This window comes from Leifsonia sp. Y862, assembly GCF_057669585.1.
The window spans coordinates 798,821-819,529 of record NZ_JBYHFR010000002.1 but is presented as its reverse complement, the minus strand read 5'-3'; the positions used below and the strand labels follow the sequence as shown (position 1 = coordinate 819,529).

19 protein-coding genes and 1 pseudogene are annotated in these 20,709 nt (G+C 65.1%); 5 read left to right on the top strand and 15 right to left on the bottom strand.

From position 1 onward, the window contains the following. Nucleotides 1–2 precede the first annotated feature (2 nt). Nucleotides 3–1,610, bottom strand: a complete 1,608-nt coding sequence (locus tag AC25Z0_RS13865; RefSeq protein ID WP_488133570.1) for a carboxyl transferase domain-containing protein — start codon at nt 1,608–1,610, stop codon at nt 3–5. 87 nt (nt 1,611–1,697) lie between these two features. Between AC25Z0_RS13865 and AC25Z0_RS13860 the strand changes: the two genes are divergently transcribed. Next, nucleotides 1,698–2,366 (top strand): SACE_7040 family transcriptional regulator, encoded by a 669-nt coding sequence (locus tag AC25Z0_RS13860; RefSeq protein WP_488120237.1) that lies wholly within the window; start codon nt 1,698–1,700, stop codon nt 2,364–2,366. A gap of 17 nt (nt 2,367–2,383) precedes the next feature. On the opposite strand, the gene AC25Z0_RS13855 is transcribed toward AC25Z0_RS13860, so the two are convergent. The 4 genes from AC25Z0_RS13855 to pdhA all read right to left on the bottom strand — a co-directional run bounded on the left by AC25Z0_RS13855 (nt 2,384) and on the right by pdhA (nt 6,647). Next, entirely contained in the window at nt 2,384–3,043 is a 660-nt protein-coding gene (locus tag AC25Z0_RS13855; RefSeq protein WP_488120236.1) for a VOC family protein, read from the bottom strand. A gap of 48 nt (nt 3,044–3,091) precedes the next feature. Then, the gene (locus tag AC25Z0_RS13850; RefSeq protein ID WP_488133569.1) at nt 3,092–4,336 is read right to left on the bottom strand and encodes a dihydrolipoamide acetyltransferase family protein; all 1,245 of its coding nucleotides are present in this window, start codon (nt 4,334–4,336) and stop codon (nt 3,092–3,094) included. Continuing rightward, nucleotides 4,336–5,295: an alpha-ketoacid dehydrogenase subunit beta gene (locus AC25Z0_RS13845; protein WP_488133643.1), complete on the bottom strand. Its 960-nt coding sequence runs from the start codon at nt 5,293–5,295 to the stop codon at nt 4,336–4,338. Before AC25Z0_RS13845 ends, AC25Z0_RS13850 begins: the two co-directional genes overlap by 1 nt. A gap of 128 nt (nt 5,296–5,423) precedes the next feature. Beyond that, a complete protein-coding gene (pdhA, locus tag AC25Z0_RS13840; RefSeq protein ID WP_488133568.1) occupies nt 5,424–6,647 on the bottom strand; it encodes a pyruvate dehydrogenase (acetyl-transferring) E1 component subunit alpha in 1,224 nt (407 codons plus the stop codon). 315 nt (nt 6,648–6,962) lie between these two features. On the opposite strand from pdhA, the gene AC25Z0_RS13835 reads away from it, so the two are divergent. From AC25Z0_RS13835 to AC25Z0_RS13825, 3 genes are read left to right on the top strand one after another with little or no spacing between them, the layout of a single operon-like run. Beyond that, the gene (locus AC25Z0_RS13835) at nt 6,963–7,721 is read left to right on the top strand and encodes a TetR/AcrR family transcriptional regulator (protein WP_488133567.1); all 759 of its coding nucleotides are present in this window, start codon (nt 6,963–6,965) and stop codon (nt 7,719–7,721) included. Continuing rightward, complete coding sequence (locus tag AC25Z0_RS13830; RefSeq protein ID WP_488120232.1) at nt 7,718–8,467, top strand: SDR family NAD(P)-dependent oxidoreductase; 750 nt, start codon at nt 7,718–7,720, stop codon at nt 8,465–8,467. The genes AC25Z0_RS13835 and AC25Z0_RS13830 overlap by 4 nt, the downstream gene beginning before the upstream one ends. 46 nt (nt 8,468–8,513) lie before the next feature. Then, nucleotides 8,514–8,990, top strand: a complete 477-nt coding sequence (locus AC25Z0_RS13825; protein ID WP_488120231.1) for an Lrp/AsnC family transcriptional regulator — start codon at nt 8,514–8,516, stop codon at nt 8,988–8,990. 180 nt (nt 8,991–9,170) lie between these two features. On the opposite strand, the gene AC25Z0_RS13820 is transcribed toward AC25Z0_RS13825, so the two are convergent. Next, on the bottom strand, nt 9,171–11,450 hold the full coding sequence (locus tag AC25Z0_RS13820) for a polyribonucleotide nucleotidyltransferase (RefSeq protein WP_488133566.1): 2,280 nt from the start codon (nt 11,448–11,450) through the stop codon (nt 9,171–9,173). Between the two features lie 436 nt (nt 11,451–11,886). Here AC25Z0_RS13820 and AC25Z0_RS13815 point away from each other — a divergent pair, with 436 nt between their 5' ends. After that, the gene (locus AC25Z0_RS13815) at nt 11,887–12,906 is read left to right on the top strand and encodes a zinc-dependent alcohol dehydrogenase family protein (RefSeq protein ID WP_488133565.1); all 1,020 of its coding nucleotides are present in this window, start codon (nt 11,887–11,889) and stop codon (nt 12,904–12,906) included. An 80-nt stretch (nt 12,907–12,986) separates the two neighbouring features. Here AC25Z0_RS13815 and AC25Z0_RS13810 read toward each other — a convergent pair whose 3' ends face one another. The 9 genes and pseudogenes from AC25Z0_RS13810 to AC25Z0_RS13770 form a co-directional block, all read right to left on the bottom strand. Next, nucleotides 12,987–13,616 (bottom strand): FMN reductase, encoded by a 630-nt coding sequence (locus tag AC25Z0_RS13810; RefSeq protein WP_488133564.1) that lies wholly within the window; start codon nt 13,614–13,616, stop codon nt 12,987–12,989. 8 nt (nt 13,617–13,624) lie between these two features. Then, nucleotides 13,625–14,764: pseudogene (locus AC25Z0_RS13805) on the bottom strand (LLM class flavin-dependent oxidoreductase); the annotation flags it as partial. A gap of 61 nt (nt 14,765–14,825) precedes the next feature. Next, the gene (locus tag AC25Z0_RS13800) at nt 14,826–16,379 is read right to left on the bottom strand and encodes an amino acid permease (RefSeq protein ID WP_488133563.1); all 1,554 of its coding nucleotides are present in this window, start codon (nt 16,377–16,379) and stop codon (nt 14,826–14,828) included. 54 nt (nt 16,380–16,433) lie between these two features. Then, nucleotides 16,434–16,871 carry a VanZ family protein gene (locus tag AC25Z0_RS13795; protein WP_488133562.1) on the bottom strand — a complete coding sequence of 146 codons (438 nt, stop codon included), beginning with the start codon at nt 16,869–16,871 and terminating at the stop codon, nt 16,434–16,436. An 81-nt stretch (nt 16,872–16,952) separates the two neighbouring features. Continuing rightward, on the bottom strand, nt 16,953–18,005 hold the full coding sequence (locus AC25Z0_RS13790) for an LLM class flavin-dependent oxidoreductase (RefSeq protein ID WP_488133561.1): 1,053 nt from the start codon (nt 18,003–18,005) through the stop codon (nt 16,953–16,955). 80 nt (nt 18,006–18,085) lie between these two features. Beyond that, nucleotides 18,086–18,859, bottom strand: a complete 774-nt coding sequence (locus AC25Z0_RS13785; RefSeq protein ID WP_488120223.1) for a fructosamine kinase family protein — start codon at nt 18,857–18,859, stop codon at nt 18,086–18,088. A 319-nt stretch (nt 18,860–19,178) separates the two neighbouring features. After that, on the bottom strand, nt 19,179–19,457 hold the full coding sequence (gene rpsO, locus AC25Z0_RS13780) for a 30S ribosomal protein S15 (RefSeq protein ID WP_488133642.1): 279 nt from the start codon (nt 19,455–19,457) through the stop codon (nt 19,179–19,181). 332 nt (nt 19,458–19,789) lie between these two features. After that, nucleotides 19,790–20,281, bottom strand: a complete 492-nt coding sequence (locus AC25Z0_RS13775; RefSeq protein WP_488120221.1) for an SRPBCC family protein — start codon at nt 20,279–20,281, stop codon at nt 19,790–19,792. After that, a complete protein-coding gene (locus AC25Z0_RS13770) occupies nt 20,278–20,634 on the bottom strand; it encodes an ArsR/SmtB family transcription factor (protein ID WP_488133560.1) in 357 nt (118 codons plus the stop codon). Before AC25Z0_RS13770 ends, AC25Z0_RS13775 begins: the two co-directional genes overlap by 4 nt. Nucleotides 20,635–20,709: the final 75 nt, after the last annotated feature.

Sequence of the window (20,709 nt, the reverse complement as noted above, 5' to 3'; positions counted from 1 at the left end):
TCTCACATCCTGAACAGGCCGAAGGCCGTGGCGGGCAACGGAACACGTGAGCAGACGTCGAGGGCGAGGCCGAGCACCGTGCGGGTTTCGGCCGGGTCGATGATGCCGTCGTCCCACAGGCGAGCTGTCGAGTAGTACGGGTTGCCCTGGCGTTCATACTGCGCGGTGATCGGAGCGGTGAACGCCGACTCGTCTGCCGCGCTCCAGCTTTCTCCCCTGGCCTCGATCTGGTCGCGTTTGACAGTGGCCAGCACAGCGGATGCCTGTGGGCCGCCCATCACGGAGATGCGGCTGGCCGGCCACATCCAGAGGAAGCGCGGCGAGTACGCCCGCCCGCACATGGAGTAGTTGCCGGCGCCGAACGAGCCCCCGATCACCACGGTGAGCTTCGGCACCCTGGCCGTGGCGACCGCGGTCACCATCGCGGCGCCGTGCTTGGCGATGCCGCCGGCCTCCGCGTCCCTGCCCACCATGAACCCGGCGATGTTCTGCAGGAAGACGAGCGGCGTTCCCCGCTGGTCGCAGAGTTCGATGAAGTGGGCGCCCTTTTCTGCCGACTCGCTGAACAGCACGCCGTTGTTGGCGATGATGCCCACCGGATGCCCGTGGATGCGCGCGAACCCGGTGATCAGCGTGGTGCCGTACTCGCGTTTGAACTCGTGGAACTGGCTGCCGTCGACCAGCCGGGCGATCACCTCGTGCACGTCGTATGCCGCCTGCACGTCGGTGGGGACCACCCCATATAGTTCGGCTTCGGACACCGCGGGATCCACGGGCTGCTGCACGTCCCAGGCAGGCAGGTTCGGTGCGGGCAGCGTCGCCACGATGTCACGCACGATCTGCAGGGCGTGATCGTCGTCGTCGGCCAGGTGGTCACTCACGCCGGAGACGCGGGCGTGCAGTTCGCCACCACCCAGCTCTTCTGCGGTGACGACCTCCCCGATCGCCGCCTTCACGAGGGGCGGGCCGCCGAGGAAGATCGTGCCCTGGCCGCGCACGATCACTGTCTCGTCGCTCATCGCCGGAACGTACGCGCCGCCCGCCGTGCACGAGCCGAGGACGGCGGCGATCTGCGGAATCTTGCGCGCAGACATGGTGGCCTGGTTGAAGAAGATGCGACCGAAGTGGTCGCGGTCGGGGAAGACGTCGTCCTGCATCGGCAGGAAAGCTCCCCCTGAATCGACGAGGTATATGCACGGCAGATGATTGTCGAGGGCGATCTCCTGCGCGCGCAGGTGCTTCTTCACCGTGAGCGGGTAGTAGGTGCCGCCCTTCACCGTTGCGTCATTGGAAATCACCAGCACATGGCGGCCGTGCACCAGGCCGATGCCGGCGATCAGGCCGGCGGCGGGCGACTCGTCGTCGTACATTCCGTTGGCGGCCAGCGGCGCGATCTCAAGGAACGGGCTGCCGGGGTCGAGCAGCCGGTCGATGCGCTCTCGGGGCAGCAGCTTGCCGCGGGCGATGTGCCGGTCGCGGGAGCTCGCCGTGCCGCCGAGGGCTGTCTGCTCCAGCCTCTGGCGCAGCTCCGCCACCAGGGCGTGCTGTTCGCTCGCGTTCTTCCGGAACGATGCATCACTCGCATCGATCCGGCTCTGCAGTGTCTCCATCGACGCATTCCCGCTCCGAGCCGGTGTTCCGACTCCCGGTTTCAAGTTAGTATTCACTAACTGGATTGTCTAGGGGTGGAGGGAAAGATGCGCGAGGTGAAGCATGACAGCGACGCCAACACCGACACCGAGCCGCGCCCGCTGACGCCGCGCAGCGTGGCCAAGGCCGAACGGCGGGCGTCGATTTTGGCGGCATCCGCTCGCCTGTTTGCCTCTGCCGGGTTCAACGGGGTGTCGATCGAAGACCTGGGCGCGGCCACCGGGGTGAGTGGGCCGGCGATCTACCGCCATTTCAGCAGCAAGCAGGCCGTGCTCGCGGCGCTGCTCATCGGGGTGAGCGAGGATCTCGTTGCAGGGGGCCAAGCTGTCGTCGACACCGCACCGGATGCCGCCACCGCGCTACGTGCGCTCGTCACCTTTCACGTTGATTTCGCACTGTCGCAGCCCGATGTGATCCGCGTGCAGGATCGGGATCTCGACAGCCTGGGCAAAGCGGACAGCCACCAGGTGCGTGCGCTGCAACGCCGCTATGTGGAGCTGTGGGTGGGCATACTCAGCGAGTTGAATCCGCACACGGAGACCGAGTTGCTGCGGATCAGGGCGCACGCCGTGTTCGGTCTCATGAACTCCACTCCGTACAGCACGAGCGTGACGACTGGCGCTGCGACTCGGAGGGGGAAGGGTTCCTCCAGAGACACAATCCGTGCCCTGCTGGAAGCAATGGCGCTCGGCGCCCTCACCGTTAATCCGGCTTGATCTGACCCGATCCCTCGCTAGCTGGTGGACGTGCAGACGCACATCTCGTTGCCCTCGACATCGGCCATGACCCACCAGTCTGGCGCGAACTCGTCGGTGACCAGGGTGCCGCCGGCTTCAATGATGGCGGCGACGCGCTCCTCGGCATCCGCTTCGGTCACGTAGGCGTCGAGGTGAATGCGGTTGCGGTCGGTGCGCGCGATCTCCATGTGCTGGAACCAGATCCGCGGGCCAACACCAGCCGGATCAACGAGCTCAATGCCGTTCTCGCCCGTCGTCTCGACGTAGCCGAAGGCCACCAGCCAGAATCCCTTGATGGCGTCCACGTCGGTGCAGTCGATCGCCACGTCGTACCGGCCGGGCACGACGCCCGTTGTCGAGATGTCCAGCTCCCCGGCGATGGCGGCGATGGTGCCGGCCAGCTGGAGGTCGCGGTCGGTGACTCCGCCGGCATCGTGTGAGCTCAGCGTTACCCCGACGCTGCCATAGCCGAGGCGCACGTCCGGGTGGTGATTGGCATCCTCTGCCGCCAGGCCGATGCGATTGACCAGTTCGAGCCCGCGCGCGAACGTGCCGGTGGCGAACTCCGCCTCCAGGCTGCCGTTGAAATGCACGAAGCCAGTCTCGGCCAGCGCGGATGCGGTCTGCATCGCGGTCAACACGGTCGGAGGAGTCATGGTCTCACTCTCCCCCACCGCCCGCGGCCGGTCAAGCGAGGGCACGCGCTACACGAGAGCCAGCGTCACCCCAGGATTCGACAGCATCCGGCCGATGTCGACCAGGAAGTGGGATGCCTGCTCACCATCGACCAGCCGGTGGTCGAATGTCAGCGTGAGCGTCATCACGGAGCGCAGCGCAATCCCACCATGGTGCTCCCACGGCACGCGGCGCACCGCTCCCATCGCCAGGATCGCGGCCTCACCCGGATTGAGGATGGGCGTGCCAGCATCGACCCCGAAGACTCCGATGTTGGTGATGGTGATGGTTCCCCCGATGAGGGACGACGGCTGGGTGGTACTCGCCCTCGCCTCCTCGGCCAGCGCGGTGATCGCACCGGCCAACTCCGTGAGGCTCATGGCGTCGGCCCGTTTGATGTGGGGCACCAGCAGACCCCGCGGCGTGGCCACGGCAATGCCGAGGTTCACGGCGTGAAACTCGACGATCTCTCCGGCGGCGTCATCCCAGCTGGCGTTGAGCGCCGGGCTGCGCCGCACGGCGAGGCACAGCGCTTTCGACGCCGCGGCCAGGATGCCGATGCTGCGTCCGCCGTTCACCGGCCCGAGCGACTCCAGCAGCTCAAGCGTCGGCGTGACGTCGACAGTGAGTGACTCGCTGGCCTGGGGTGCTGTGAATGCGCTCTGCACCATGGCTGCCGCTGTGCGACGGCGCACTCCGGTCACCGGTGTGCGCGTCTCGGTTGCGGTCTCGGCTCCTCCGGCCGTCGGCTCGGTCACTGCAACGGATGCCGGTGGCACGGTCGCGATCGGCTTGCGCGGTCGCCGCACTGGACGCCCGCCGCGCTCCGCCTCTGCTCCGTAGCCGACCAGAACGGGTTCACGTTCTGGAGAAGAGTCGAGGTCGTCTGCCCCTGACTCTCGCTCTGGTCGCGGCCGTGGTTCGGTCTCCGGTTCTGGGACGGGGAGCGGTTCAGGCACGGGATCCGTCACGGCTTCGGTCGTCACGGCTTCGGTCATCGCAGCTTCAACCGCAGCGCCTTCGACCACCCCAACTTCAACGACCTCGAAGCTCACAATCGGCTCGCCCACCTGCACCACATCGCCCGGCTCGTGATGCAGCTGCCGCACGATGCCGGCGAACGGCGACGGCAGTTCGACGGTCGCTTTGGCCGTCTCCACATCGGCCAGCGGCTGGTTGAGCGTGACCGTGTCGCCAGACGCCACGAGCCAGGTCACAATCTCCGACTCGGTGAGCCCTTCGCCGAGGTCTGGCAGCGTGAACACCTTGATCATCAGCGGCGTCCCATCACTCGGTCGACCCCGTCGAGCATCCGGTCAAGGTCGGGCAGGTGATGCCGTTCCATCCTGGCCGGCGGATATGGAATATCGAATCCGGTCACCCGAACCGGCGCTGAGGTGAGGCTCGAGAAGCAGCGCTCGATCACCCCGGTCACGATCTCCCCGCCGATGCCACCGGAGAGGGCAGCTTCGTGGCTCACCACCAGGCGTCCTGTCTTACGAACGGATGCCGTGATGCAGTCAAAATCGATGGGCGCCAGCGACCGCAGGTCGATGACCTCGATCGAGATGCCGTCGTCGGCGGCGGCACTGGCCGCATCCTGCGCGACCGCGAGCAATCCGCCGTACGTGACGAGGGTGACATCCGTTCCCTGCGTCGTCACGACGGCGTCGCCCATCGACGTACCGAGCGTCTCGTCGACGTGGCCCTTGACGTGATAGCGGCGCTTGGGTTCGAAGAACAGCACAGGATCGTCACTCTGGATCGCCTGTCGCAGCAGACTGTAGGCGTCTTGCGGGTTGGAGACGGCGATGACGCGCAGCCCTGCGGTGTGGGCGAAGTAAGCCTCAGGAGACTCGGAGTGATGCTCGGCCGCGCCGATCCCGCCCCCGAACGGCACCCGGATGGTGAGCGGCATCCGCACCGCACCCTGCGTGCGATAGTGCAGCTTGGCCACCTGGCTGACGATCTGGTCGAAGCCTGGGTAGATGAATCCGTCGAACTGGATCTCGCACACCGGCCGATAACCGCGGTACGCCAGACCGACCGCGGTGCCGATGATCGCCGACTCCGCGAGCGGGGTGTCGATCACCCGCCGTGGACCGAACTCGCCCTGGAGTCCGTTCGTCACCCGGAAGACGCCGCCGAGGGCACCGATGTCCTCACCGAGGAGCACGACCTTGTCGTCGTCGTGCATGGTGCGGCGGAGCGCCGCGTTGATGGCGTTCGCCATCGTCAGTGTGGTTGGTGGCGCAGTCGGCAGTGCGGACGACGGCGAAGTCGGCCCTGCAACTGCGGCAGCCGGAGCAGCGGCCGGTGCCCCCACCGGCGATGCCGTTGGCGTTGATTCGGTCGTGATGCTCATGACTGCGCCTCCCCGTCAGTGCCGTCGATGTCGGAGCTTTCGACATCAGCGCTGTCAACGTCAGCGCTGTCAACGTCAGAGCTGTCAACGTCAGTGCTGTCAACGTCAGTGCTGTCGACGTCAAAGCTGTCGAGGTACTCGGCATACGTTGCCCGCTGCGCGTCGATCCCCCGGTGAGCGGAGGCGAACACGTGGTCGAAGAGCCGCAGGGGTTCCGGTGCCGGGTCATTGACGCACCCGGCGCGCATTTCCGCTGCGACGGCATCCGCTTTCTTGGCCGTTTCTTCATCGAAGGCCGACGAGAATTCACCCTCACGTTCCAGGAGGCGGCGAAGCCGCAGGAGCGGATCCTTCGCCTTCCACGCGTCAAGTTCGGCGGCATCCCGGTAACGGGTGGGATCGTCGGCAGTCGTGTGCGGACCGATCCGGTAGGTGACGGCCTCGATGAAGGTGGCTCCCCCGCCCGACCGCGCACGCTCGAGCGCGATGCGGGTGGCGGCCATCACCGCGAGCACGTCGTTGCCGTCGACCCGGAGGCTGGGGATGCCGAAGCCGGGTGCGCGGTCGGCGATATGCCGCACCGCCTGCAATCCGACGGGCTCTGAGATGGCCCACTGGTTGTTCTGGCAGAAGAAGACCACGGGGAGGTGGAAGCTTGCCGCGAAGACCATGGCCTCGCTCACGTCACCCTCGCTGGTCGCGCCATCGCCGAAATAGGCGACGGCCACCGAATCGACGGCATCGAGGTCGCAGCCCATGGCGTAGCCGACCGCGTGCAGCGTGTGCGCTCCGATGATGATCGACGGGGTCGCCATGCCAACGTCGTACGGGTTCCAGCCGGACGGCGCCGTTCCACGCCACGACCGCACGAGATCGGTCAGCCCCACGCCGCGGCAGTAGGCAACCGCGTTCTCTCGGTAACTGGTGAAGACGAAGTCATCCGCTCGCAACGCCCGCGCGGAGGCGACCTGCGCCGCTTCCTGGCCGAGCAGCGGCGGCCAGAGCCCCAACTCGCCCTGCCGGGCAAGCGCCGTGGCTTCACTGTCGATCCGCCGCACCACCACCATGTCCTGGTAGAGCGCTCTGAGGTGGTCCGGCGTGACATCCGCTATCCACGGGTCGAGCACCGGATGGGCCAGCCGGTCACCCGAGGGGGTGATCAGCTGGAGGACGTCGTCGATATCGGGCCGAACCCTGGCATCGGGAGCTTCTGTGAACACGTCTGCACGCAACCTTTTCTGTCACGATCAGGACCGGGGTGCTTGTGGCGTCCGGCCCTCTGCGGCGCCATTGCCGAGATACAGCGAGACTACGCTCGGACAACACCCAGCACAATCACTTCGTTCTCGCTTGTGCACATTGCGTCATTTGTGCGGGTGTGGGTGTGCAATCACTCAAACGGATGCCGCAAATCAGCCCGATCGCCGCCCACGCCAGGTCGCGGCTTCGCCCGTATCAACCGAGTTCCAGTCGGGGCGATCGAGGCTCGCCCCGGCGCACGGTTTCTTCACACTCGTCGCGTATACACTGTAAACATGCCCACCCCCGCCGCCCCACTCACCGCGGAAGCCATCGTGGCCGCTGCCATTGTGATCGCAGACAGGGATGGCCTCGACGCCGTCTCCATGCGGCGGGTTGCCGGGGCGTTCGACGTGTCGGCCATGGCGCTCTACCGGCACGTGGACGATCGCGACGCGCTTCTCTTCCAGATGGCAGGGGCGGCCGTCCGCGACTTCCCCCTGCTGCCGGCCGGCGACGCCTCCTGGCGCGAGCTGCTCGTGCATATGGCCGACGCCAACTGGGGATCGTTCGAGGCCCACCCCTGGCTGCTGCGGATCGTGCTGACACCCGATCGTTTGCTCAACATGGCAACGCTCGACCAGCTCGAAACCCTGCTCGGCAAGCTACACGCCGCAGGGCTCCCCCTCGACGAGTGCTTCGACTGCCTGCTCGGCATCTCAGCGCTGGCCATCGGCGCGGCGAGCATCGTGTTCGCCGCCAATCCCGGCAGCCCAGAGACCGGCAGCACAGAGACGGCCAGCCCAGAGACGGGCTACGCAGAAACGGGCACCGAGACCGGCCGCACGAGTCGGGTCATCGACGGCTGGTCAGCGGATGCCCGCAGCTCACACCCCATCGCCGCCCGCTTCCACGAGCGCGGCATCACTCGTACCTCGACGCATCGGGCGCTGGACTTCACGGTTCAGAACTTCCTCGACGGCGTCGAGTTGCGCATCATAAACCTCCGGACATCGACTGTTCACGACGCCGGACAATTGAAAGGTAAGCAATGAAACTCGACAACAAGGTAGCAATCATCACCGGCGGCGCCGGCGGAATCGGCCAGGGAATCGTGCGCCGGTTCCTCACTGAGGGCGCGAAGGTCGTCGTCGTCGACCTCAACCAGGCCCAGGGTGACGAACTCGTTGCCAACCTCGCAGACCTCGGCGAGGTGCACTTCATCGCCAAGGACATCTCCCTGGCAGAGAGCGCCACGGAAATCGTTGCAGAGACCGTGGCACGCTTCGGCAAGCTGGACGTGCTCGTGAACAACGCGCACGCCTCACGCCAGGCACCCATCCTGGAGACGACTCCCGAAATGTGGGACCTGTCCATGGGCACCGGTCTCATGGCCACCTTCAACCTGATGCGCGCCGCGCACCCTGAGCTCGTGAAGACCACCGGCAGCATCGTGAACTTCGCCTCCGGCGCCGGCATCAAGGGCCTCCCGACGCAGGCCACGTACGCCGCAGCGAAGGAAGCCATCCGCGCCGTTTCACGCGTGGCAGCCAACGAGTGGGCTGCCGACGGCATCCGCGTCAACATCGTGTCGCCGATCGCGCTGACCCCCGGCATCGAGCAGTGGAGTGCCGCATTCCCCGACGCCTACCAGGAAGTCGTCGACGGAATCCCGCTCGGCCGCCTGGGCGACCCAGAGACCGACATCGCACCGATCGTCGTGTTCCTCGCCAGCGAAGACTCCCGCTACATGACCGGCCAGACGCTGATGGCAGACGGCGGTTCGATCAAGCTGTACTAGTCGGCATCACCCATGATGGGCAGGCCCTAGCTGCTAGGGTCTGCCCATGATCACCGTCGATTCGACAGACATCCGCTTGTTGCGCGCACTCAGTGACGACCCGCGCAGCACCTTCGTCGCGCTCGCGAACCGGCTGGGGTTCTCGCGCAACACGATCCAGGCCCGCATGTCGAGGCTCGAAGAGTCGCACGCATTCCTGTCATTTGATCGCCGCATCAGTCCGGCCGCGATCGGGTATCCGCTCACCGCATTCATCGACGTGCACCTGCAGCAGAAGCGGCTTGCCGAGATCGTTGCGAAGCTGGCGCTCATCCCTGAGATCGTTGAGGCGCACGGCATGAGCGGTGACGCCGACCTGCAGATTCGAGTGGTGTGCACGGATGCCGACGACCTGTTCCGCATCGACGGCACCATTCTCGCGGTGGACGGTGTCGAACGCACGGCGACGTCGCTGGCCATGAGCGAGCTCATCCCCTATCGCGTGCAGCCGCTGCTGGATCGCGGCCTGGAGTCCGTCGACTGATCTCCCGCCGCGCATCGTGGTAGGCACGGCGGGTTTCGAGACGCGACCTCGTTCCTCGGGCGCTCCTCAACCAGCGGGATTGGTGCATCAGGGAATGCGAAAGGGCCCGCCTGCCGAAGCAGGACGGGCCCTCCGTCTCACCGGCAGCCTGGCGAGAGGCGTACCGGGAGATCTATATGACTAGCCTTCAGCCGGAGCGTCAGCGTGCTCTCCAGTGGCGCCACGGCCTTCCGTGTCAGCACCTTCTTCAAGCACCGGGGCGAGCGACAGCTTGCCACGGTCATCAATCTTGGTGATCTCAACGAGGACCTTCTGGCCAACGTTGAGTACGTCTTCGACGTTCTCGACGCGCTTGCCACCGGCGAGCTTGCGCACCTCAGAGATGTGCAGCAGGCCGTCCTTCCCAGGGAGCAGCGAGACGAAGGCGCCGAATGCGGCGAGCTTCACGACAGTTCCGAGGAACTGCTCGCCAACCTCGGGGTTGGTCGGGTTCGCGATGGCGTTGACCTGCGCACGCGCAGCCTCTGCCGACGGTCCGTCAACGGCGCCGATGTACACGGTGCCGTCTTCTTCGATCGAGATGTCTGCGCCGGTCTCGTCCTGAATGGCGTTGATCGTCTTGCCCTTCGGGCCGATCAGCTCGCCGATCTTGTCGACGGGGATCTGGACACTGATCACGCGAGGCGCGGTCGGTGCCATCTCATCAGGAGCGTCGATTGCAGCGTTCAGCACGGCGAGGATCGTCGTGCGAGCGTCGCGGGCCTGCGTCAGTGCGCCACGGAGCACCGAGGCGGGGATGCCGTCGAGCTTGGTGTCGAGCTGGATCGCGGTCACGAATTCGGCGGTACCGGCAACCTTGAAGTCCATGTCGCCGAGTGCGTCTTCTGCACCGAGGATGTCGGTGAGGGCCGCGTAGCGGGTCTCACCGTCAACGGTGTCGGAGATCAGGCCCATGGCGATACCGGCAACGGGTGCGCGCAGCGGCACACCGGCGTTCAGCAGCGACAGGGTCGAAGCGCAGACAGAACCCATCGACGTCGAACCGTTGGAGCTGAGAGCCTCAGACACCTGACGGATGGCGTAGGGGAATTCCTCACGCGTCGGCAGCACGGGAACCAGGGCACGCTCAGCGAGCGCTCCGTGGCCGATCTCGCGGCGCTTCGGCGTTCCCACACGGCCGGTTTCACCGGTCGAGTATGGCGGGAAGTTGTAGTTGTGCATGTAACGCTTCTTGGTGACCGGGTTCAGCGAGTCGATCGTCTGCTCAAGCTTGAGCATGTTCAGCGTGGTGACACCCAGGATCTGGGTCTCGCCGCGCTGGAAGATTGCCGAACCGTGCACGCGCGGGATGACAGCAACTTCTGCATCGAGCGGGCGGATGTCGGCCAGGCCGCGTCCGTCCATGCGGATGCCCTCGTTGAGAACGCGGGTACGCACGACCTTCTTGGTGACCGACTTGTATGCGGCACCAACCTGGTTCAGTGCGGAAGCAGGAAGCTCGCCGGCTTCGACCTTCGCGGCGATGGCGTCCTTGACGCGAGCCTTGAGTGCGTCGTCAGCATCCTGACGCTCGACCTTGGCTGCGATCTGGTAGACGTCCTTCAGCTCAGCCTCTGCAAGAGCTGCGACTGCGTCGTAGGTCTCCTGCTCGTAGGGCGGGAAGAGCTTGAAGTCAGCGGTCGGCTTAGCTGCGGCATCCGCAACCTTCTGCTGGGCTTCGATGAGCTGCTTGATGAACGGCTTCGATGCCTCGATGCCCTCAGCAATGACCTCTTCGTTCGGCTTGATAGCGCCGGCCTTGATGAGGTTCCACGCGTTGTCGGTTGCTTCTGCCTCGATCATCATGATCGCGACATCCGCGCCACCGTCGATCAGGCGGCCGGCAACGACCATGCTGAACACGGCGTCTTCGAGCTGCGAGTGCTTCGGGAATGCAACCCACTGGCCGCCACCGTTCTCGTCAGGAATGAGGGCGACGCGAACGCCACCGATCGGTCCGGAGAACGGCAGGCCTGCGAGCTGGGTCGACATGGATGCCGCGTTGATCGCGAGCACGTCGTACAGCTCATCTGGGGCAATGGCGAGAACGGTCACGACGACCTGGATCTCGTTGCGGAGACCGTCGACGAACGACGGGCGCAGCGGCCGGTCGATCAGACGGCAGGTGAGGATCGCCTCGGTGGAGGGGCGTCCTTCGCGACGGAAGAAGCTGCCCGGGATGCGGCCAGCAGCGTACATACGCTCTTCGACGTCGATGGTCAGCGGGAAGAAGTCGAAGTTGTCCTTCGGCTGCTTGCTCGCGCTGGTGGCGGAGAGCAGCATTGTCTCTTCGTCAATGTAAGCGGCGGCAGAACCCTGCGCCTGCTGGGCAAGACGCCCAGTTTCGAAGCGGATGGTGCGCGTTCCGTACTTGCCGTTATCGATAACGGTTTCGGCGAACGTGATTTCTGGACCTTCCAAGAGGTCTACTCCTTTGTTTAGACTCGTTTGCCCGTATGGCGCGCGAGTGGATACATCGGAGCAGGGAACAGGCAGAAACTTCAGCCACGGTGACGTTGCGTCCCATGTTGTGCTGGCCACCAGTAGAAATTCACCAACCGAGTTCTACGACCCTGTTGGGAAACCACCACCGAGGACCAGCTTCCTGCCAGCCTGCTCCACCAGCACTCCGTGAGCGCTAGTAACGATCAATCATCACGATTGATCATGCCGAGTCTAACAGAGCACACCCACACAAGTCTGGTAGCGGCGCAGTCGCCGTGCCGCGTGCTGTCACCTCGTGGCGCGGGTCGTGGCGCATCGACGAGTTCACTCCGGCTCGCACTCCCCAGATGTCTCCATCCGTGATCTTCTGGATGTGCGACAACAATCACACACACATGAAGGAGTAATTCGAATGCGTGGAGTCATCATGCACGCCCCCGGCGACGTCCGGGTCGAAGACCGAGACGATCCGGCAATCGTCGAACCCACCGACGCGATCATCCGCATCACGGCCACCTGCATCTGCGGCTCAGACCTGTGGCCGTACCGCGGGATCGAAGACGTCTCCGACGCCGTGATGGGCCACGAATATGTTGGCGTCGTTGAGCACATCGGCTCCGCCGTGAAGACGGTGAAGCCAGGCGACTTCGTCGTTGGCTCCTTCTGGGCCTCTGACAATACCTGTGAGATCTGCAGAGCCGGATACCAGTCACGCTGCATCCACGCAGTGCCCATGGGGGCGATCGGCACCCAAGCCCAGTTCGCCCGCATCCCGCTTGCGGACGGCACGCTCGTCTCAACTCCTGGTCAGCCAACGCCCGACCTCATCCCGTCGCTGCTGGCATCATCCGATGTACTGGGCACTGGCTGGTTTGCCGCGGTTGCCGCAGAAGCCGGACCAGGCAAGACAGTCGTTGTCGTCGGGGACGGGGCTGTCGGGCTCCTTGCCGTCCTCGCCGCCAAGCAGCTCGGTGCAGAACGAATCATCGCGATGAGCCGCCATGCGGATCGGCAAGCCCTCGCCCGCGAATTCGGCGCGACCGACATCGTCGAGGCTCGTGGCGACGACGGGGTCGCGCGGGTCAGAGAACTCACGGGCGGACTCGGCGCTCACTCGGTTGTCGAGGCCGTCGGCACCCAGGAATCGATGATGCAGGCCATCCGCTCTACCCGCCCAGGCGGCCACATCGGCTTCGTCGGGGTGTCCCACGATGTGCAGCTGCCCGGTATCGAGCTTTTCTTTTCGACGGTGCACCTGCACGGCGGCCCCGCCCCCGTACGCCGGTTCCTGCCGGAGTTGATCCAGCTGATCTGGGACAGGAAGATCAATCCTGGCGCCGTCTTCGACCTCACCCTTCCGTTGGAGGATGCCGCAGAGGGATACCGGGCCATGGATCAGCGGCGGGCCATCAAGGTCCTTCTCCAACCCTGAGGCTCGGTATCCCCCGTGCATTTAACGCGCCAGATTCAACGCGCCGCGGACGGCGCGTTGAATCTAGTACCGCGTTGAATCTAGTACTCGGGCTGAAAGCCACCGGTCGGGCTGAACGACGCGTCGAGCGCGAAGGGATCGCGCACCTGGCTCGACCGGTCAGACACCGCAACCAGGGCGGCAAGCTCCCCGGCGGCCCTGTCGATGCGGTCGGGCAGGGTCTTCACCTTGTCTGCTCCGCTCCCCCAGTCTTCAGACGCCGCGAACACCGCAGTCGGAACGACGACTGAGTGCAGGTAGGTGAACATCGGACGGATGGCGTAGTCGAGCGCGAGCGAGTGGCGTGCGGTTCCGGCGGTTGCACCGATCACCACCGGCATGTCTGTCAGAGCCCTGTTGTCGATCACGTCGAAGAACGACTTGAACAGGCCACTGAAGCTCGTCGTGAAGATCGGCGTGACGGCAATGAGGCCGTCTGCGCCGGTCACGGCCTCGATGACCTCGTCGAGCTTCGGGCTCGGGAACCCGGTGAGCATGTTGTTCGTGATGTCCTGCGCGAAGTCACGCAGGTCGAAGCTCACGACCTCAGTCTCGATGCTGTCATCGGCCAGGCGGGCAACTGTCGCTGCCGCGATCTTGTCGGCCAGCATCCGAGTGGATGACGGCTGGCTGAGGCCTGCTGAGAGTACGGCAATGGTGCGGGTTGTCATTGTTAGGCCTCCTTCGTGCTGGTGACTGCTGCTGATGTCTCTACGCGCTTCTCGGCATCCGTGACCGCGGCGGCAGCTGCGGCCGCAGCCTTCAGGGATTCGTGGGTCGGGGCGTCTGGCACGGATGCCGGACGGTTCTTCGCGAATTCCTTGCGGAGCACGGGAACGACTTCCTCACCGAGAAGGTCGAGCTGCTCGAGCACGGTCTTCAGCGGCAGGCCGGCGTGGTCCATCAGGAACAGCTGGCGCTGGTAGTCACCGACGTAGTCGCGGAACCCGAGCGTGCGGTCAATGACCTGCTGCGGGCTGCCGACGGTGAGCGGGGTCTGCTCGGTGAACTCTTCCAGGCTGGGGCCGTGTCCGTACACCGGCGCGTTGTTGAAGTACGGGCGGAAGTCGTTGACGGCATCCTGCGAGTTCTTGCGCATGAAGACCTGTCCGCCGAGTCCGACGATGGCCTGCTCGGCCGTGCCGTGACCGTAGTGCTCGAAGCGCTGGCGGTAGAAGCCGACCATCTTCTGGGTGTGCGATGCCGGCCAGAAGATGTGGTTGGCGAAGAAGCCGTCGCCGTAGAACGCGGCCTGCTCTGCGATTTCAGGGCTGCGGATCGATCCGTGCCAGACGAACGGCGGCACGTCATCGAGCGGACGCGGGGTGGACTGGAACCCCTGCAGCGGCGTGCGGAACTCGCCAGACCAGTCGACGTACTCTTCGCGCCAGAGGCGGCGAAGCAGCGCGTAGTTCTCCAGCGCGAGCGGGATGCCCTGGCGGATGTCCTTGCCGAACCACGGGTAGACCGGGCCGGTGTTTCCACGGCCGAGCGTGAGGTCGACACGGCCGTCAGCGATGTGCTGAAGCATGGCGAAGTCCTCGGCGATCTTCACGGGGTCACTCGTCGTGATCAGCGTCGTTGCGGTGGAGAGGATGATCCTCTCGGTCTTGGCCGCGATGTAGCCGAGCATCGTCGTCGGGCTCGATGGCACGAACGGCGGGTTGTGGTGCTCGCCAGTGGCGAAGACGTCGAGGCCGACCTCTTCGACCTTCTGCGCAATGGTCAGGGTGGCCTTGATGCGCTCGTTTTCGCTCGGCGTGTGGCCAGTGGTGGGGTCGGTCGTCACGTCGCCGACGGTAAAGATTCCGAACTGCATGTCAAGCCCTCTTTTCAATGCGTTTGCATGTATATCGGACTCAACGGGCACTGTGCCATTCCTATTCCCGCAGCTCCGTACTATTTTTCTCGTTGCTCTTCTCCGGCGGTTCCGTGCTCTCCCTCACGGTCTCGTCGAAGTCTTCCTTGGCCTTCAACCCGACCAGTGCGTGGCGCCGGCCGTAGCTGAAATAGATAATGAGCCCCAGGGCCAGCCACACCAGGAATCGCACCCAGGTCAGCGTCGTGAGGTTCAGCATCAGCCAGAGGCACAGTACCGCGGACAGCACCGGGAGATACGGCGACAACGGAACCCGGAAGCCGCGCTTCAAGTCCGGCCGGGTGCGGCGAAGCACGATGACCGCGATGCTCACGAGCACGAAGGCCGACAGCGTGCCGATGTTGATCATCTCCTCCAGCACCCCGACATCCGTCAGCCCGGCGATCAACGCGACCAGCACGCCCACCATGATCTGAATGCGGGCCGGCGTGTGCCGTTTGTCGCTCGTGCGGCTGAGGCTGCGCGGCAGCAGGCCATCACGGCTCATGGCGAACAGCACCCGCGCGAGCCCGAGGAGCAGCACCATGATCACCGTCGTCAGGCCGATCAGGATGCCGACGGAGATCACCTGCGCCGCCCACGTTGCGCCCACAGCGATGAAGGCCGTGGCCAGCGACGCATTCGGGTCGTCGGCGAGCACCGTGTACGACACCATCCCGGTCAACACGATGCTGACCCCGAGATAGAGGAGCGTGACGACAGCCAGCCCGGCGAAGATGCCACGGGGCAGCGTGCGTTGCGGCTCTTTCACCTCTTCAGCGGATGTCGCCACCACGTCAAACCCGATGAACGCGAAGAAGACGAGCGCGGCCCCTGACAAGAGCCCGAATACTCCGTACTGGGCGGGCGCAGCCCCGGTCATGAAGGAGAAGAGTGACTGCGTCCAGACATCTCCGGTTCCGGGTTGGGTGGGGATGGCGGGTGGGATGAACGGCGTGTAGTTCGCCGGGTTGATGAAGAACGCGCCGACCACGATGACGAAGAGCACGATCGCGACCTTGATCACGGTGAAGACAGCGCCCACCCGCGCGGAGAGTTTGGTGCCGAGCACGAGCAGGGTGGTGAAGATCGCCACGATGACGAACGCTCCCCAGCTCACGTCGAGGCCGAGGATGTTGATGGTTGCCGGGATGTCCCAGTTCCACAGCGTGAACACGTTGCTGAGGTAGATGCCCCAGTACTTCGCGATCACGGCGCCGGCGGTGAGCATCTCCAGGATGAGATCCCAGCCAATGATCCAGGCGAGCAGTTCGCCGAGGGTGGCGTAGGTGAACGTGTATGCGGAACCGGCGATCGGCACGGTGGAGGCGAACTCGGCGTAACACATGATCGCCAGCGCGCAGGTGACGGCCGCCAGCACGAATGCGACGGTGACGGATGGCCCTGCGTAGCTTCCGGCGGCCTTGGCGCCGACCGAGAAGATTCCGGCGCCGACAGCGACGGCAACGCCCATGACCATGAGGTCGAAGACGCCGAGCGTGCGTTTCAGGCTGCGACCGGACTCAAGCGAATCCGCCATGGAGTCTTCGATGCTCTTGGTGCGCCAGAGGCTCATCAGCTGTGCCTTCCGATGAGGGCGAAAGCCGTGCCGACTCGCGCCGCAGGTAATTTATCGTACGGCGGAGCGTTCGCGTCGCACAGTGGCAAATCTCGCAATCATGAGCATGATGGCGATGCCCAGCATGGCGCCGAGACTGTTGGCCAGGATGTCGCGGAGGTCTGGCACGCGCGTCGGCAGGAACTGCTGGGTGAACTCGATGACGCAGGTGGTGGCGACGCCAAGAGCAAGGGCGAGCCACCACCGCTGGCGCCCGAGCAGCACGAGCAGGAGCGCACCGAGAGGAACGAACATCGCCACGTTGGCCAGGAACTCGACGAGATCGTAGGTAATCCAGGCGGTTGCCGGCGTGCCGGCGACGAAGTGCAGCACAGCGCTGAGCACGCCACTGTTGCTGTCATCGAGCGGCTGCGGGCCGAGCGTGACGCTGCCGATCAGCGCGAGGTACGCGACCGTGCCAGCGAGGACGGCAGCGCGGGAGCGGGACATCGTTCTATCGTGCCCTACTCCCGCTCCCGTTGGTCGAGGAGGCCGCCAGGCCGTCTCGAGACCCCCGACCGGAGTTGCGCGCTAGCGGCCGAGCAGCTGCTCTGCCAGAAGCTCGAGCGTGCGCATGCGAGCCGGTGACGTGGTGGCTGCGGCATCCTGGTGCGCGGAGGCGACGGGCTGCAGCATGACTTCGTCGACGCCGAACTTCTCGGCGAGCGACCTGACCTGGGCTGCGGCACCGGCGGCGTCGCCGATGACCCAGCTGGCCGACATCCGCTTCACGAGTTCTGCCTGGTTCGGATCCAACGTCGCGGCCTGCGCCTCTTCGACGGTGGCGAGTGGGCCGAGCGGCATTCCGCTGCGGAGCCTGGCCATCTGCTGCATCTGGGGCAGGGCAAGGGCGTGCGCCTCTTCGGATGTCTCGGCAACCGACGCATTGAGCGTGAGGAACGTGCGCGGGGTAGCCAGGGTCTCCGACGGCTTGAACTCACGGCGGTAGATCCTGAGCGCCTCGGTGGTGCTGTCGCCGGAGAAGTGATTGGCGAACACGTACGGCATGCCGCGCTCTGCGGCGAGGTGGGCCGAGTATTCGCTTGAGCCCAGCATCCAGAGCTGAGGCACAGAGGTGGCAACCGGGGTGGCATGCAATTCGTACGTGCGGCCGCTGGTGAGGTCGAGGGTGGCGCCGTCGGGGTGCAGCAGTGCCGTGATGTCGCCGATGTTGCGCGGGAACGCCTCGACTTCGCTGACCGCTCCGCTTGCGCGCAGCAGCGCGCTGATCACGGGGTCACTGCCGGGGGCACGGCCGAGGCCGAGATCGATGCGGCCGGGGAATGCTGCCTCGAGCAGCGCGAACTGCTCGGCGATGATGAGCGGTGAATGGTTCGGCAGCATGACGCCGCCGGAGCCGACCCTGATGCGCTCTGTGCGCGAGGCGAGGATACCGATGAGTACCGGCGGGTTGGTCGATGCCACCGCTGCCATGTTGTGGTGTTCGGCGACCCAGTAGCGCTCGAATCCCAGCGCGTCTGCGCGTTGGGCGAGGCTGATCGACGCGGTAATGGCGTCTGAGGAGGTCTGGCCGGTACGAACCGGAATGAGGTCAAGTACGGAGAGCGCAAGCGGAGTAGTCATCACGGAAGTGAACCCTCCGCGGTGCGGAGTTATTCCGGTCTGGGCCATTCCGGCTTTGGCAGGTCCTGGCCTGCTGCCACCTAATCCGCGAGAGCGAGCACCTTCTCTGCGGCCTCCGCCAGGGCGAACCCGTATGAGGGCCCGTGTCCGGCCGCGTGCACGGCGAGCGGATGCAGCTGGTGCAGCGGGATCCGCTCGCGCCAGAGCGCGCGGAGCGGCAACACCGACTCGTATCCGGCCAAAATGACGTTCAGATGTGGGCATCCAAACAGGGCGAGCATGGCGAGGTCGGTCTCCCGGTGTCCGCCGTGCGCCGCTGGATCGATGAGCACGACGCCGTCTGCCGACCAGAGCACGTTGCCGTTCCAGAGGTCGCCGTGCAGTCGTGCCGGCGCGTCTTCGTCGTCGAACTCACCCCGAGCAATCAGGTCGCAGGCATCGCGAACGAGCTGCTCCCCCACCGCGGTGATCGACCCGACCTTCACCGCGACATCGAGGTATGGCAGCACGCGGTCGCGGGCGTAGAACACGCCCCAGCTCGTCTCGTGGGCGGCCGGCAACGAGCGGTTGCCGATGTAGAGCGGTCCGTCCCAGCCATCTGGCGGAGCACCGAACGCGGCGGCCCCAGCGGCATGCGTCACGGCGAGGGCCGCGCCGAAGTTGCGGGCGGCATCCGCTGTGGGCGCCACGCTCTCGATGTGCTCGATGACGAGGTGGCCAGGCTTGACGTCGATGACGGATGCGACGCTCGCGCCATGCGCGGCAGCCAACCAGGCGAGGCCCGCGGCTTCAGCCTCGAAGAACTGGGGCGGCGGATCGGTGCGCCTCTTCACAAACTCCAGCCGTTTGTTCATGACTTCACTCTGCACCGGGCGCTGCGCCTTGTCGAGGTTTCCGGACTCTGCCAGCCCGTCAGGTGCGCCCGATCTGCATAACTTGCGCCCGGTCTGCATAACTCCTGCACATTGCTTCTTCCGCCAGAAACCGCCCCGGGATTCCGGGGCAGCTGCCGAGTTCGGCAGCGAATTGCAGGAGTTATGCAACTAGGCGGCGGCGAACTGTTGCCCTCGGGGCCGAATTGCAGCCCGACAACGCACAAACGGGCCGCCACCCGAAGGTGACGACCCGTTTCAAGAAGTTCGCGTTGTCAGCGAAGATCCGTTTCGGATGCGACTAGCGACGCAGTCCGAGACGCTCGATGAGCGTACGGTAACGGCTGATGTCGACGTCGGACAGGTATCCGAGGAGACGACGACGCTGACCAACCAGCAGAAGCAGGCCACGACGCGAGTGGTGGTCGTGCTTGTGCTCTTTGAGGTGCTCGGTGAGGTCCTTGATGCGCTGCGTGAGCATTGCAATCTGGACCTCGGGGGATCCGGTGTCACCTGGGTGGGTAGCGTATTCTTCGATGATCGCCTTCTTAGCATTAGCTTCGAGTGCCTTAGATGGGATCCCCTTTCTCTCACTGCGCGGTGCCCGGGGCGGAATGCCTGGGCTCTCTTTATCCGCGGCCGATTAGACGGCAACTTCATGAGTTTAGCAGAGTTGCAACCGCGCGTAAGACTTCTGACGAGATGCTCGTGTACGCCATTGTGGCGTCGGCGACCCGAACGCCGACGCCACGGCATCCAGCTTCGGTTGGGGAGGGGGGAACCTCAACTGAAGGGGTCTGCAGCAATTCTTGTCGCGATATGGGACAAGTGTGCTCCTTTGCGGCAAACCGAGAGCGGATGCCGAGCAAACGTGCATTTTCGCCGTCCCCCCTGCCCTGTGGAGGAGTTGGTCTAGCGAACGGGTGCCGCGGCCAGCAGCTCGTCGAGCCGCTCGTATCCTTCCGAAAGGCCGCCTTCCATCCCACTGGCGATCATGCCGTCCCGATCCTCCTGCAGTTGGTACACGGAGTGCACGCTGACGCGTGTGCGGCCGTTGCCGAGGTCTTCGAAGGAGGCCGAATCCAGGCTGACGTGGCCGGGATATCCGTCGAATTCGAAGGTCTGCACGATTCGCTCCTCTGGCTGGACGCTGTGAAAGACGCCACTAAATCCGTAGACACCGCCCTCCGCGTCTGTGTGGGTGTATGCCCAGGCGCCGCCGGGGCGCACGTCGTATTCCTTGAGGTCCATGGTGAGACGCCTCGGCCCTAGCCACTGGGCGACGAGTTCCGGTTCTACGTGTGCCCGGTAGACATCTGCCAGCGGAGCGTCGAACTCGCGCACGATGTCGACAAATGGAACGCCGGGCTGAGCCGTGACGGTAACGGGGTTGTGGGTAGTCATTTCTCTCCTGCTTTCATGGTGTCGAGCACGGCGTCGAGGCGGCGGAACTGTTGCTCGGCGACGAGCCGGTAGTTGTCGATCCATGCGGTGAGCGATTCGAGCGCAGCAGCGTCCAGATGGCAAGGGCGGCGTTGGCCGTCTCTCGTGCGGGTGATGAGCCCGGCACTTTCGAGGACCTGAATGTGCTTTGACACGCCCTGCTTGGTCATGCTGAACGGCTCTGCGAGCTCATTCACCGTGGCCGACCCCCGAGACAGTCGAGCAACAAGCGCCCGCCTGACCGGATCTGCCAGGGCCAGGAATGCGCGGTCCAGCTGCTCATCCTGCTCGTGCCGGCCATCACTCTGTAGCATCAATCAACCTTTTCGTTTATCAACCGTTTAGTTGACTCTTTCACGATAGGAGCATGCACTCGTGCCGTCAAGGGT